General features: G+C 68.7%; 10 protein-coding genes and 1 rRNA gene. 7 read left to right on the forward strand and 4 right to left on the reverse strand.

All coding sequences use genetic code 11. From position 1 onward, the window contains the following. Positions 1-173: 173 nt before the first annotated feature. Positions 174-1699: ribosomal RNA gene (locus FBY35_RS23390) — 16S ribosomal RNA — on the reverse strand. Positions 1700-2270: 571 nt separating this feature from the next. On the opposite strand from FBY35_RS23390, the gene FBY35_RS23395 reads away from it, so the two are divergent. After that, entirely contained in the window at positions 2271-2720 is a 450-nt protein-coding gene (locus FBY35_RS23395; protein ID WP_142215950.1) for a PTS glucose transporter subunit IIA, read from the forward strand. A 76-nt stretch (positions 2721-2796) separates the two neighbouring features. Then, on the forward strand, positions 2797-4467 hold the full coding sequence (gene ptsP, locus FBY35_RS23400) for a phosphoenolpyruvate--protein phosphotransferase (RefSeq protein WP_142215951.1): 1671 nt from the start codon (positions 2797-2799) through the stop codon (positions 4465-4467). A gap of 72 nt (positions 4468-4539) precedes the next feature. Here ptsP and FBY35_RS23405 read toward each other — a convergent pair whose 3' ends face one another. Next, positions 4540-5454 (reverse strand): hypothetical protein, encoded by a 915-nt coding sequence (locus FBY35_RS23405; RefSeq protein ID WP_142215952.1) that lies wholly within the window; start codon positions 5452-5454, stop codon positions 4540-4542. A 129-nt stretch (positions 5455-5583) separates the two neighbouring features. Beyond that, positions 5584-7572 (reverse strand): acetoacetate--CoA ligase, encoded by a 1989-nt coding sequence (locus FBY35_RS23410; protein WP_142215953.1) that lies wholly within the window; start codon positions 7570-7572, stop codon positions 5584-5586. A gap of 217 nt (positions 7573-7789) precedes the next feature. Here FBY35_RS23410 and FBY35_RS23415 point away from each other — a divergent pair, with 217 nt between their 5' ends. Beyond that, on the forward strand, positions 7790-10144 hold the full coding sequence (locus tag FBY35_RS23415; RefSeq protein ID WP_142215954.1) for a glycoside hydrolase family 31 protein: 2355 nt from the start codon (positions 7790-7792) through the stop codon (positions 10142-10144). A 52-nt stretch (positions 10145-10196) separates the two neighbouring features. Here FBY35_RS23415 and FBY35_RS23420 read toward each other — a convergent pair whose 3' ends face one another. Continuing rightward, complete coding sequence (locus tag FBY35_RS23420; RefSeq protein ID WP_142218124.1) at positions 10197-10694, reverse strand: NUDIX domain-containing protein; 498 nt, start codon at positions 10692-10694, stop codon at positions 10197-10199. Between the two features lie 44 nt (positions 10695-10738). Between FBY35_RS23420 and FBY35_RS23425 the strand changes: the two genes are divergently transcribed. The 4 genes from FBY35_RS23425 (at position 10739) to FBY35_RS23440 (ending at position 13646) form a co-directional block, all read left to right on the forward strand. Further along, positions 10739-11536, forward strand: coding sequence for a M15 family metallopeptidase (locus tag FBY35_RS23425; protein ID WP_142215955.1), 798 nt, complete (start codon positions 10739-10741; stop codon positions 11534-11536). Between the two features lie 77 nt (positions 11537-11613). Next, positions 11614-11961, forward strand: coding sequence for a DUF962 domain-containing protein (locus FBY35_RS23430; protein WP_142215956.1), 348 nt, complete (start codon positions 11614-11616; stop codon positions 11959-11961). 66 nt (positions 11962-12027) lie between these two features. Then, entirely contained in the window at positions 12028-12459 is a 432-nt protein-coding gene (locus tag FBY35_RS23435; protein ID WP_142218125.1) for a Zn-ribbon domain-containing OB-fold protein, read from the forward strand. Next, a complete protein-coding gene (locus FBY35_RS23440; protein WP_142215957.1) occupies positions 12456-13646 on the forward strand; it encodes a lipid-transfer protein in 1191 nt (396 codons plus the stop codon). The genes FBY35_RS23435 and FBY35_RS23440 overlap by 4 nt, the downstream gene beginning before the upstream one ends. Positions 13647-13793 lie beyond the last annotated feature (147 nt).

Raw genomic sequence — 13793 nt, forward strand, 5'->3', positions numbered from 1 at the left:
GGCAGAGTCTCCCGCCCCGGGCTCCGTTCCACGCCCCGAAGAGCAGTACTGGAAGACCGAGTTGGTCAGACCTGCCGAATAGTCAACGTTCCACCCATGAGCTACCAGCACCGGACGTGCGCCGGTGTACTGGCCTCTGACCAGACCGGGGTCTGGTGAGAAGTGCTCCTTAGAAAGGAGGTGATCCAGCCGCACCTTCCGGTACGGCTACCTTGTTACGACTTCGTCCCAATCGCCAGTCCCACCTTCGACAGCTCCCTCCCACAAGGGGTTGGGCCACCGGCTTCGGGTGTTACCGACTTTCGTGACGTGACGGGCGGTGTGTACAAGGCCCGGGAACGTATTCACCGCAGCAATGCTGATCTGCGATTACTAGCAACTCCGACTTCATGGGGTCGAGTTGCAGACCCCAATCCGAACTGAGACCGGCTTTTTGAGATTCGCTCCGCCTCGCGGCATCGCAGCTCTTTGTACCGGCCATTGTAGCACGTGTGCAGCCCAAGACATAAGGGGCATGATGACTTGACGTCGTCCCCACCTTCCTCCGAGTTGACCCCGGCAGTCTCCTGTGAGTCCCCATCACCCCGAAGGGCATGCTGGCAACACAGAACAAGGGTTGCGCTCGTTGCGGGACTTAACCCAACATCTCACGACACGAGCTGACGACAGCCATGCACCACCTGTATACCGACCACAAGGGGGGCACCATCTCTGATGCTTTCCGGTATATGTCAAGCCTTGGTAAGGTTCTTCGCGTTGCGTCGAATTAAGCCACATGCTCCGCTGCTTGTGCGGGCCCCCGTCAATTCCTTTGAGTTTTAGCCTTGCGGCCGTACTCCCCAGGCGGGGAACTTAATGCGTTAGCTGCGGCACCGACGACGTGGAATGTCGCCAACACCTAGTTCCCAACGTTTACGGCGTGGACTACCAGGGTATCTAATCCTGTTCGCTCCCCACGCTTTCGCTCCTCAGCGTCAGTAATGGCCCAGAGATCCGCCTTCGCCACCGGTGTTCCTCCTGATATCTGCGCATTTCACCGCTACACCAGGAATTCCGATCTCCCCTACCACACTCTAGCTAGCCCGTATCGAATGCAGACCCGGGGTTAAGCCCCGGGCTTTCACATCCGACGTGACAAGCCGCCTACGAGCTCTTTACGCCCAATAATTCCGGACAACGCTTGCGCCCTACGTATTACCGCGGCTGCTGGCACGTAGTTAGCCGGCGCTTCTTCTGCAGGTACCGTCACTTGCGCTTCTTCCCTGCTGAAAGAGGTTTACAACCCGAAGGCCGTCATCCCTCACGCGGCGTCGCTGCATCAGGCTTTCGCCCATTGTGCAATATTCCCCACTGCTGCCTCCCGTAGGAGTCTGGGCCGTGTCTCAGTCCCAGTGTGGCCGGTCGCCCTCTCAGGCCGGCTACCCGTCGTCGCCTTGGTAGGCCATCACCCCACCAACAAGCTGATAGGCCGCGGGCTCATCCTTCACCGCCGGAGCTTTCAACCCCCCAAGATGCCTCGGGAGGTGGTATCCGGTATTAGACCCCGTTTCCAGGGCTTGTCCCAGAGTGAAGGGCAGATTGCCCACGTGTTACTCACCCGTTCGCCACTAATCCACCCCGAAGGGCTTCATCGTTCGACTTGCATGTGTTAAGCACGCCGCCAGCGTTCGTCCTGAGCCAGGATCAAACTCTCCATGAATGTTTACCCGTAATCGGGTTCAACACCACAAGAGCGGGACAACCAGTCGGAATAAGACCAGTCGTCCACAGCGTCCTCGCTGTGTTTTCGCCTGCCCGCCACAAGGGCCGACAGGACTTTCAAAGGAACCTCCAACCCACCGAAATGGGCCGGGGTTGTCAATCTGGCGTTGACTTTTGGCACGCTGTTGAGTTCTCAAGGAACGGACGCTTCCATCGGACCCTTTTCATCGGGCCCTCCGGGCGCTTCCCTTCGGTGTTTCCGTACACTATCAGGCTTTTTCGGTCTTCCTGACCACCACCCTGCGGACAGCAGAGGTTTAGACCAGTTAGTATCGCGGCTTGATAGGTGCTGCCGACCCCCGACTCAACGTCGCGTTGGGGCCAGGCAGGGGTACGACAGTACAGCCACACCAGGAGACGAGGCAAATCGTTTCCGGTGCACCCCTAGGTCCGCGAACTGGTTGATCTCTGACGGAACTAGGACATCCCATGCCATACCCTTCTGAACAGTGCGTCGTCTGGGACAGACAGTGACGACGCCGCACGAATCTCCGCCCCTGGGAGGCTCCATGACCACAGTGACGTCCCCTATTGCCGGACGGGCCATCGGACTCGCTGCCGTACCGGACCCCGTCTTCTCCGGTGCGATGGTCGGTCCTGGTACCGCTGTCGACCCCGTGCGTGGGCCTTCGGAGGCAGTCGCCCCCGTCGACGGAATCATCGTCTCCCTGCACCCGCACGCCTTCGTCGTCGTCGACGACCAGGGGCACGGTGTCCTGACGCACCTCGGCATCGACACCGTCCAGCTCAACGGTGAGGGCTTCGAACTGCTCGTCAGCAAGGGCGACACGGTCCAGCGCGGGCAGGCAGTGGTGCGCTGGAATCCGTCGGCCGTAGAAGAGGCCGGCAAGTCCGCGATCTGTCCCATCGTGGCGCTCGAAGCCGCGGCCGACTCCCTCTCCGACCTCCGTGAGGACGGCGATGTCAAGGCCGGGGACTCTCTCTTCGGCTGGCAGTGACGCCGGAGCCGCACTGACGGCTGGCCGGACATCCAACGCGGCGGCACGGGCCGTCGCTGAAACGGAGACGGGTGTAATGGAGACAACGCTGCGAGGCGTCGGCGTGAGCCATGGTGTGGCGATCGGCGAGGTCCGGCACATGGGTACGGCGGTTCTGGAGCCGCCGGCCAAGCAGATTCGGCCCGAGGACGCGGAGCGCGCACAGGGGCGCGCCCGCAAGGCCGTGGAAGCCGTGGCCGCCGACCTGATTGCCCGGGGCAATCTGGCCGGTGGCGAGGCGCAGGCCGTGCTCGAGGCGCAGGCCATGATGGCGCAGGACCCGGAGCTCATGGCCGACGTGGAGCGCCGCATCGCCGTCGGCAGCACCGCCGAGCGCGGTGTGTACGACGCGTTCGCCATGTACCGGGAGATGCTCGCGGGTGCCGGTGAGTACATGGCCGGTCGCGTGGCGGACCTGGACGATGTGCGGAACAGGATTGTGGCGCGGCTGCTGGGTGTGCCGATGCCGGGTGTACCGGACAGCGACGAGCCGTATGTACTGATCGCGCGGGATCTCGCGCCGGCGGACACCGCGCTGCTCGACCCGACACTGGTGCTCGGGTTTGTCACCGAGGAGGGCGGGCCCACCAGCCACAGCGCGATTCTGGCGCGAGCGCTGGGCGTGCCCGCCGTGGTGGCGCTGCCCGGCGCCACGGAGCTGGCCGAGGGCACGCTCATCGCTGTCGACGGCAGCACGGGCGAGATCTTCGTCGAGCCGAGCCGGGAGAAGCGGGGTCAGCTGGAAAGGGCGGCGCAGGAGCGGAAGGCGGCGCTGGCCGCTTCCAGTGGGCCGGGTGCCACGTCCGACGGGCACAAGGTGCCGCTGCTGGCCAATGTCGGTGGGCCTGCCGATGTGCCGGCCGCGATCGAGGCCGGTGCCGAGGGTGTCGGCCTGTTCCGTACGGAGTTCCTCTTCCTGGACGACAGTAAGCAGGCGCCGTCGGAGGAGAAGCAGGTCGAGGCGTACCGCAAGGTTCTGGAAGCCTTCCCCGAGGGCCGGGTGGTCGTGCGGGTGCTTGATGCCGGTGCGGACAAGCCGCTCGACTTCCTGACTCCGGCGGACGAGCCCAACCCGGCGCTGGGTGTGCGCGGGCTGCGAAGCCTGTTGGATCACCCGGAGGTGCTGCGTACACAGCTGGCGGCCCTGTCCAAGGCGGTCGCCGGGCTGCCGGTCTACCTCGAGGTCATGGCCCCCATGGTGGCGGACCGTACCGACGCCAAGGCGTTCGCGGACGCGTGCCGCGAGGCGGGGCTGCAGGCGAAGTTCGGCGCGATGGTGGAGATTCCGTCCGCCGCGCTACGGGCGCGCTCGATCCTGCAGGAGGTGGAGTTCCTGTCGCTGGGCACCAATGACCTCGCGCAGTACACGTTCGCCGCCGACCGTCAGGTGGGTGCCGTGTCGCGTCTGCAGGACCCGTGGCAGCCGGCGCTCCTGGACCTGGTGGCGCTTTCGGCCGAGGCTGCGAAGGCCGAGGGGAAGAGCTGTGGTGTCTGTGGCGAAGCTGCCTCCGATCCGCTGCTCGCGTGTGTGCTCACCGGCCTCGGCGTGACCTCACTGTCGATGGGTGCCGCGTCGATTCCGTACGTCCGCGCGACGCTGGCGAAGTACACGCTCGCCCAGTGCGAGCGCGCTGCCGCCGCGGCTCGTGCTGCGGACACCGCCGAGGAGGCGCGGGTCGCCGCGCAGGCGGTGCTCTCCGGCGAGTAGCCGGTCCGCCCGGGCTCGATGGGTGATCGAGGGGGCTTCCTGCCGGGGACGGCAGGAAGCCCCTTCACCGTTTCAGTGGTGGTTGTCCGGGTCGTCGGCCGTGATGGCGAAGCCTGCGCAGTATTCGACTCCGGGTTCCGGGGACAGCGGCTCCCCGGTGGTGGCGTCGGTGCAATAGGCGCTGAAGACCTCTCCCGCGGTGAGGGGGACGAGGCCGCCGGCGTGGAGTCGCCAGCCGCGGAGGCGGTCGGGGCTGCCCTCGGCGCTCGTGCGGAGAACCACTCCCCCGGGCGTTTCTAGGGCGATGCCCGTGGCGAGGACGGTCACGAACTCCGCGCCGTCCGAGGCGTCCAGCTGGGCCGCCGCGTCGGCGGCTCCCTCGGCGTGGAGGACGGCGATGAGCTGTTCGTCGGGGGCGGGGATGCTGCAGACCATGTGGTGTCTGCCCGGTCCGGCCCCGTCGAGCAGGCTCATCAGGATGCGGGAGGCCCGGTCGAAGGAGGCGCGGCCGATGTCCTGGCCGCAGTCGGCGCAGTGGCCGAGATCGGCGAGGAGCATCGTCGCGTACTCCCAAGTGGCCTGGCGCACGGCGTTGTTGATCAGGGGCGGCAGCAGGCTGGTGACCGGCTGTCCGGTGTACGCCAGGGTGGCGCCGCGGGCTGCGATGGCGGCTGTATAGCGGCTGCGGCTGGCTGCGGCGTCGGGGTCGAGGCCCGCTTCGGTGCAGTATTCGGCGAAGTCTTCTGGGTCGAAGAGGGCGACGGTGGTGTGCAGTTGCCGGGAGGCGAGAGTCTTGAGCAGCGCCTCGATCTGCCGGAGATAGCTGGAGTGGTCGTCGAAGGTGAAGGTGCGGTACCGGCGCATCGCGCTGAAGTCGTACTCGTCGGCGATGAGGGCCACGGTGCTGGGGACTTCGCGGCGGAGGGTGCGGCGCATGGAGGCGGTGGCCTTGTTGCGGCGGCGCGTGGACTGCTTGGTGTATGCCATTTCTCCCCCTGGGTGCTGTCGATGACTGGTGACTCACCGTAATCGACGGCACTGACAGTGGGGTGGGCGGCAGCGGGGCAGCCCACGCCCCGAACGGCCCGGGGCCGGCTCGGCCCCGGGCCCCGCGCCTCAACCGGCGGGCCGGTCCGATGCGCGGGTGCGGGCCAAAGCCTCGTAGAAACGCAGCAGTTCCAGGTTGTCCACGGAGCCCGGGTTGACCGCCTTCGTCAGGGCCGTGCCCTGGAGCAGGCGCTTCACCGGCACCTCGATGCGCTTGCCCGTGAGGGTGTGCGGGACGCCGGGGACCTCGATGATGTCGTCGGGGACATGGCGCGGGGAGAGCTGTTCGCGGATCGTCTGCTTGATGCGGGCGCGCAGGTCGTCGTCGAGAGTGGCGCCGTCCACGAGGTGGACGAACAGGGGCATCCAGTAGCCGCCGTCCGGTTCCTCCAGGCCGATGACGAGGGATTCGCGGATCTCGGGGAGGCGTTCGACGGCTTCGTAGATGTCGGCCGAGCCCATCCGTACGCCCTGGCGGTTGAGCGTGGAGTCGGAGCGGCCGTGGATGACGACGGAGCCGTGGTCGGTGATGGTGATCCAGTCGCCGTGCCGCCAGACGCCCGGGAACATCTCGAAGTAGCTGTCGCGGTAGCGGCTGCCGTCGGGGTCGTTCCAGAAGCGGATCGGCATGGACGGCATGGGGTTGGTGACGACCAGTTCGCCGACCTCCGCGATGAGCGGCTTGCCCTGGGGGTCCCAGGACTGGAGGTCGGTGCCGAGGCAGGCCGCCTGGAGTTCTCCGATGTGTACGGGCAGGGTCGGCACCGCGCCCGCGAAGCAGCTGCAGACGTCCGTGCCGCCGCTGACGGAGGCGATCCACAGGTCGTCCGCCACTTCCTCGTGCAACCAGCGGAAGCCGTCGGGCGGGAGCGGGGAGCCGGTCGTTGCGACGCACCGGACCGCGGACAGGTCGAAATCGCGCGACGGGTGGACCTCGGCCTTGCGGCAGGCCATGACGTAGGCGGCGGAGGTGCCGAACAGTGAGGCGTTGGTGCGCTCGGCGATGCGCCACTGGGCCGCGGTGTCGGGATAGCCCGGGCTGCCGTCGTACAGGACGACCGTCGTGCCGGTGAGCAGGCCGGAGACGAGGAAGTTCCACATCATCCAGCCGGTCGACGTGTACCAGAAGAAGCGGTCCTCGGGGCCGAGGTCGCAGTGCAGGCCGATCTGTTTGAAATGCTCCAGAAGGATGCCGCCCTGCGACTGGACGATGGCCTTGGGCAGGCCGGTCGTGCCGGAGGAGTAGAGGACCCACAGGGGGTGGTCGAAGGTGACCTGCTCGAAGACGGGCTCCGTGTCCCCCGATGTGACCGCCGCCCAGTCGAGAGCTCCGTCGGGGGCCTCGGTGCCGAGCAGCGGGATGTGGATCACGGCGCGCAGCGTGGGGAGCTCGCGGCGCAGCTCGGCGACGGTGTCGGTGCGGTCGTGCTCCTTGCCGCCGTAGCGGTAGCCGTCCACCGTGAACAGGACGACCGGCTCGACCTGCTGGAAGCGGTCGAGGACGCTGCGGGCACCGAAGTCCGGGGCACAGGATGTCCATACCGCCCCGACCGCCGCGGTGGCGAGCAGCGCGGTCACGGCTTGGGGGATGTTGGGCAGGTAGCCGCTGACGCGGTCCCCCGGGCGTACGCCCAGGGCGCGCAGTTCGGCAGCGAGCGCGCCTACCTGGCGGCGGAGCTCTGCCCAGCTGACCGGAGTCGGCTCATGTGTCTCGTCCACATGAAGCAGCGCCGGATCGTGGGGGCGCTCCTCGGCGGCGCGCAGGGCGTGCTCGGCGTAGTTGAGCGTGGCGCCGGGGAACCAACGGGCGCCGGGCATGGCTCGATCGGCCAGCACGCGCTCGTACGGAGTGGAGAAGCGGATGTCGAACCATTCGGCGACCGCTTGCCAGAAGGTTTCGAGCTCGTCGATCGACCAGCGGTGCAGCGCCGCGTAGCCGCCCTCAGCAGGGGCCCCGTGGCGCTCGGCGGCCCAGGCCTGGAAGCGGGTGATCCGGGCGGCGGCGATGCGGTCGGGGTCCGGCTGCCACAGAGGGGCAGGGTTCGCAGCTGAGGTCATGGGTCGGCTCCCGGGTGGCTCTACGCGGTGTGTGCGTGTCTCGCGCGCACGAGCGGGGTGTGCGCGTGACGCGGCTGACACGGACGATGCCATGTGATCGTCTTTCGCACCAGGGCTCCCCACCCATGGTCGGGCAAGGGAATATGTGCTCCCGCCACGGGTGAACGGGAGTTGAACAAACCTCGCGCACCTACGACCGGATGGCAGGCTGAGCTGCATGGACGGTCGTGATCTGGTGCGCTCGGTGAGAATCTTCGGAACGATGCAGGGGCTGCGTGCGGCACGCTCGGCCTGGCGGCAGCGTCGGACCGATGCCCGGGCCCTGCCGGCGAGAGGCACGGAACGGGCCAGAACGCCTGGGCCGGTCACCGGGGCCGAGCCACTGCCGGGCGGCGGGATCGTCCGGTTCACCCGTTCTCAGCTGCGGATCCGGGTGGCCGGCGGCGGCGCCGTCTTCTGGGGCTGGGACGGCGCCGAGCCCGAACCCTCCTACGCCCTGGCGGGTGCCCCTCCCGAGCCGGACCCGCGGGCCGAACTGGAGCCCGACAAGGACGGCGGCTGGCGTGTGGTGTCGGAGCGGGTGACGGTGGAGGTCTCCCGGCACGGTGCCGTGGAGATCCGCACGCCCGGAGGTGTCGTACTGCGCCGGGATCTGCCGCCGCGCTGGTGGGAGCCGGTGAGGGGCGGGCCCGCGCGGTGGGTGCAGCGCACCGAAGTGCCCGCGGACGCGCGCTTCTTCGGGCTGGGCGGACGGGCGTCCGGACCCCGCCTGCGCGACGGCTCGTACCGGCTGTGGAACACCGACCCGCGCGGCAGCTTCGAGCCCGGCGACGACCCGCTGTACATCACCATGCCGGTCCAGCTGGTGGTGGCCGACGCGGGCACCCATCTGGCCTTCCACGACAACTCCTGGGACGGCCGGGTCACCCTCCGGGAGGGAGAGGAGGGCGCGGGCTCCGGGCACGACCGGCCTGGTACCAGCGAGGTACGTATGGACGGCGGGCCGTTGCGCTGCTGGGTGGTGGTGGGAACACCCAGGCGCGTACTGGCCGGCTGGACCCAGCTCACGGGCGCGCCCGCGGTGCCGCCGTCCTGGGCGCTCGGTCCGCAGCACGCGCGGTGGGGGTTCGGCAGCGAGCAGGAAGTGCGGCGGATCGTCGCGGGCTACCGGGAGCGCGAGCTGCCGCTGTCCGCGGTTCATCTCGACATCGACCACTACGACGCGCATCAGGTCTTCACCGTCGATCGTGAGCGCTTCCCCGATCTGCCGGGGATGGCGGAGGATCTGCGCGACGACGGAATACGGCTGGTGTCCATCGTCGATCCGGCGGTGAAGGCGGAACGCGGGAACGCCGTGTACGACAGTGGCGCGACGGCTGGGGTGTTTGTGCGGGACCCGGCGGGCCGTGAGGTCCGGGGCGTCGTCTGGCCCGGCGAGAGCGTCTATCCGGATTTCACCGATCCGGCGGCCCGCCGTTGGTGGGGAGACCTGTACGAGGAGCGGCTCGCGCAGGGCTTCTCGGGCGTCTGGCACGACATGAACGAGCCTGTGTCCTTCACACCGTTCGGCGACATGACGCTGCCGCGCTCCGCCAGGCACGCGCTGGACGGACAGGGTGGCGATCACCGTGAGGCCCACAATCTGTACGGCCTCACGATGGCCCGTGCCGGGTACGAGGGGCTGCGTCGGCTGCGTCCCGACGAGCGGCCGTTCCTCTTCTCGCGCTCGGGCTGGGCGGGCATGCAGCGGTACGGAGGCACCTGGTCCGGTGACGTGTCCACCAGCTGGCCGGGGCTGCGGGCCTCGCTCGCGCTGGTGCTCGGGCTCGGGCTGTGCGGGGTGCCGTACTCCGGGCCGGATGTGGGCGGCTTCGACGGCAGTCCGTCGCCGGAGCTGTATCTGCGCTGGTTCCAGCTGGGGTCGCTGCTGCCGCTGTTCCGTACGCACGCGGCGATCGACGCGGGGCGCAGGGAGCCTTGGGAGTTCGGGCCCGCGGTCCTCGAACACGCGCGGGCCGCACTCGCCGAACGGGAGCGGCTGCGCCCCTACTTCGTCACCCTCGCGCATCTGGCGCGGCTGACCGGGGCGCCGTATGCACGGCCGCTGTGGTGGGGCTGTCCGGAGGACCGGGTGCTGCGCGACTGCGACGACGCGTTTTTGCTGGGTGACGCTCTGCTGGTGGCACCGGTACTGGAGCGGGGGACGGACCGGCGGGCGGTGCGGCTGCCGAGGGGACGGTGGTACGACACGGCGACGGGCCGGGCGTACGAGGGGCCGGGCCAGGTGCTGGTGGACGCGCCGCTGTCACGTATCCCGGTCCTGGCGCGGGGTGGCTCGGTGATCCCGGTGCGGGGCGATGACGGCGGGACGGAGCTCGAGGTGTGGGCGCCGTCGGAGGCGCGCACAGGCGGGGGCCTGGTGGTGGCGGACGTGGGCGACGGCTGGGGAGAGCCGGAGGTGGAGCGGTACACGACACGGCTGGTGGAGGGGCAGGTCGTGGTGAAGCAGCAGAAGGGCAGGGGGGCGGCACAGCCGAGGTGGCGGGTGAGGGTGCGGGGGCTCGGGGCTTAGGGCGTGAGGATCTGGTGGGTGGCAACACCCGCCAGGGCCCCGAACCCGGTCGCTATCGGTACTGGCCCTCGAACCACTTCCGGACGGCGATCGTGTGCAGCGGGAACGTCAGCTCCGTCGGTTCGTGCAGCACGTGCCAGCCCGTCGTCTCCGAGGTCGGGGCGGGTCGTGGAAGGGCCTGAACCGAGCGCGGCGGCAGCAGGCCGAACAGGAGCAGATGGCCGTCCGGGGCGCTGAGTGCGTCGGCGAGGCGGACGTCTTCGTGAGGGGCCTCGATGCCGGTTTCTTCGGAGAGTTCCCGTACGACAGCCTGCTGCCAGTCCTCGCCGAGGTCGATATAACCGCCCGGCAGCGCGATGCCGCCCCGCCCGGGGTCGATCGTGCGGGTGATGACGACAAGTCCGGTTCCGTCGGCGTCGTACGCGGGCAGCAGCGCGACGGCGACCGGCAGCGGATTGCGGTAGGCCGTCTCGCCGCAGGCCGGGCAGGTGCGGGGCCAGCCTGTCAGAGAGCCGTACGGTGCCCCGCAGTTGCCGCAGTGGGAGTCCATGGACACGCGCGGACTGTATCCGATCACTGGTAGAGCGTCTGCCCATGACAGGATCTACTTCCGCTTCGCGCACCTTTGTCGTGGCGGCCGCCGCCGTCCTCTTGGCGCCCGCAGCTGCCGGGCCGACGGCGGCCGGGGAGTTCGTGGCGCTGCGCTCGGTCGACGCGACGATCATCCAGGAGCTGCGCTACACGGGCCGTCACAACTTTGTGGGCGCGCCCGTCGACGGCTATCGGCAGCCTCTTTGCATCGTCACCCGGCCGGCGGCTCGAGCCTTGCACCGGGCGCAGTCGAAGCTGCTGCGGCAGGGCTATTCGCTGAAGGTGTACGACTGCTACCGGCCCCAGCGAGCCGTGGACCACTTCGTACGGTGGGCCAAGAACCTCGATGACGAGACCATGAAGAAGGAGTTCTATCCACAGGTCGACAAATCGAGGCTGTTCGCGGACGGTTACATCGCACAGAGGTCCGGGCACAGCCGCGGCAGCACCCTCGATCTCACGATCGTGAAACTGCCCGCTCTCTCCACCAGGCCGTATGTCCCGGGTGAGCCTCTCGTCCCCTGCTCCGCCCCTCAGTCCGAGCGCTTTCCTGACATTTCCGTCGACATGGGGACCGGATTCGACTGCTTCGACACCCTGTCGCACACCGACGACCCCAGAATCCAGGGCGGGCAGCGCGCCAACCGGCAATTGCTGAAGCGCACCCTGACCGCCGAAGGCTTTGTGAACCTGCCGGAGGAATGGTGGCACTTCACCTTCAGGCCTGAGCCCTTCCCCGACACCTACTTCGACTTCCCGGTCGCCGGGCCTGCGAACGGGCGGCCGGGACCACCCCCGTAGGCTCCGGCCGCCCGCTCACTGAAGTCGGACGCGGCGGGGCCGTATCCGGTTCTCCGCGGAAGGATTACGGTGCGGCTATGACGCAGCAGACATTCAATTCGTACGAGGAGTTCTGGCCGTATTACGTCGCCATGCACTCCAAGGCGGCCACCCGCTGGGTGCATCTGACCGGTACGCTGACCGGCCTCGCGATCAGCGCGTACGGGCTGGCACGCGGCCGGAAGCGGTATGCGGCCGCGCTGCCGCTCATCGGATACGGGACGGCCTGGCCCGCGCATTTCCTCATCGAGAAGAACAACCCCGCGACGTTCGGGCACCCGGCCTGGTCACTGCGCGGCGATGTGCAGATGATCCGGATGATGCTGGCGGGCAGAGACGGGGAGCTGGCCGAGATCGCCGCCAAGTGGCTCGCCGAGAACCGCTGACCCGTGGCACACTTCTGACGTCCCGTCAGATTGCTGGGCCCGGGAGGAACCGTGACGCGCACGCCCGTGGTGGCCGGGTGGTTCACACAGGAGAGCAGCGAGGAGGACTTCCGGCTGCTCGGCACCCGGTGCACCGCCTGTTCGTCGGTGTTCTTCCCGCGCGAGGACTCCTTCTGCCGCAACCCGGCTTGCGGGGGCGCGGAGTTGACGGAGGTCCCGCTGTCCAAGCAGGGACGGGTGTGGTCGTACACGGACGGGCGCTACCGCCCGCCGGCGCCGTATGTCTCCGACCCGGACACGGAGTGGGAGCCGTACACCCTTGTCGCCGTCGAGCTGGAGGCCGAGCGCATGGTCGTTCTCGGGCAGGCGGTGCCGGGTGTGTCCGTCGGTGACCTCGCGGTCGGAATGGAGGTCGAGGTCGTGCCCGGAGTGCTGGGCGAAACCACGGAGACCATCTGGACGACCTGGCACTGGCGGCCCGTGGGGGTGGCGTCGTGACCGGCGACGTGGCGGTCCTCGGGGCCGGGATGCACCCGTGGGGCAAATGGGGCCGCAGTTTTGTGGAGTACGGGACGGTCGCGGCCAGGGCCGCGCTCGCCGACGCCGGGATCGACTGGCGGCAGGTGGAGTCCGTGGTCGGCGCGGACACTGTGCGCTGCGGCTATCCCGGTTACGTGGCGGGCGCGACGTTCGCCCAGGCGCTGGGCTGGCAAGGCGCACGCGTCACCAGCGTCTACGCCGCCTGCGCCTCGGGCGCGCAGGCGATCAACACCGCACGATCCCAGATCCTTTCGGGCATGGCCGACGTTGTGCTGGTGGTGGGCGCGGACTCGGCTCCGAAGGGATTCTTCGCACCGGCCGGCGGCGATCGCCCAGACGATCCCGACTGGGTGCGCTTCCGGGTGCTCGGCGCCACCAACCCCGCCTACTTCGGCCTCTACGCACGGCGCCGCATGGCACTGTACGGCGATTCCCCCGAGGACTTCGCGCTGGTCAAGGTCAAGAACGCGGCTGCCGGGGCGCTGAACCCCAACGCCCGCTACCGCACGGCCGTTTCGGCCGAGGACGTCGCCATGTCGGCGGTCGTTGCCGATCCGCTGCGGCTGCTCGACATCTGCGCCACCTCTGACGGAGGGGCCGCGCTGGTGCTGTCCGGCATGGACTTCGCCCGGCGGCACGGGGTCCGTGATCCGGTGCGTATCCGCGCCGTATCGACCGTCACTCCGACCTATCCGAAGACCGTGCTCGATCTCCCGGACATCGCCACCGACTCGGCGGCCGCCGTCGATCCCTTCCCGCACACCTTCCGGGCGTCCATCGCCCGTGCCGCCTACGAGGAAGCGGGCATCGGCCCCGAGGACCTGTCGCTGGCCGAGGTGTACGACCTCTCCACCGCCCTGGAGCTGGAGTGGTACGAGGACATCGGTCTGTGCGGCACGGGCGAGGGCGCCAAGCTGGTGCGCGAGGGCGCCACCTCGCTCGGTGGGCGAATTCCGGTCAATGTCAGCGGCGGGCTCGCGTCCTTCGGCGAGGCGGTGCCAGCGCAGGCCATCGCCCAGGTGTGTGAGCTGACCTGGCAGCTTCGCGGGGCCGCCGGGGAGCGCCAGGTGCCGGGTGCCCGTACCGGAATCACCGCCAATCAGGGGCTGTTCGGCCATGGTTCGGCCGTCGTCGCCGTGCGCTGAGCAGAGTGCCGAGGCGTACTCCCGCTGCCTTACGTTCCCCGCTAGCGTGTCAACACACCGGTGGTGAACTGCGCGTGCTGCCAACGACCTTGACGGCCCATCAGCACCGGTGAACACTGCCTCTTCGTCGGCGCCGCACTCCGGCAC

The organism is Streptomyces sp. SLBN-118, from assembly GCF_006715635.1.
Lineage (GTDB): Bacteria > Actinomycetota > Actinomycetes > Streptomycetales > Streptomycetaceae > Streptomyces.

Excerpts from the sequence above, each read along its gene's own strand:
- FBY35_RS23415 (WP_142215954.1), top strand. The coding sequence starts at position 7,790 with ATGGACGGTCGTGATCTGGTGCGCTCGGTGAGAATCTTCGGAACGATG.
- FBY35_RS23425 (WP_142215955.1), top strand. The coding sequence starts at position 10,739 with ATGACAGGATCTACTTCCGCTTCGCGCACCTTTGTCGTGGCGGCCGCC.
- ptsP (WP_142215951.1), top strand. The coding sequence starts at position 2,797 with ATGGAGACAACGCTGCGAGGCGTCGGCGTGAGCCATGGTGTGGCGATC.
- FBY35_RS23395 (WP_142215950.1), top strand. The coding sequence starts at position 2,271 with ATGACCACAGTGACGTCCCCTATTGCCGGACGGGCCATCGGACTCGCT.
- FBY35_RS23420 (WP_142218124.1), bottom strand. The coding sequence starts at position 10,694 with ATGGACTCCCACTGCGGCAACTGCGGGGCACCGTACGGCTCTCTGACA.
- FBY35_RS23405 (WP_142215952.1), bottom strand. The coding sequence starts at position 5,454 with ATGGCATACACCAAGCAGTCCACGCGCCGCCGCAACAAGGCCACCGCC.
- FBY35_RS23410 (WP_142215953.1), bottom strand. The coding sequence starts at position 7,572 with ATGACCTCAGCTGCGAACCCTGCCCCTCTGTGGCAGCCGGACCCCGAC.
- FBY35_RS23430 (WP_142215956.1), top strand. The coding sequence starts at position 11,614 with ATGACGCAGCAGACATTCAATTCGTACGAGGAGTTCTGGCCGTATTAC.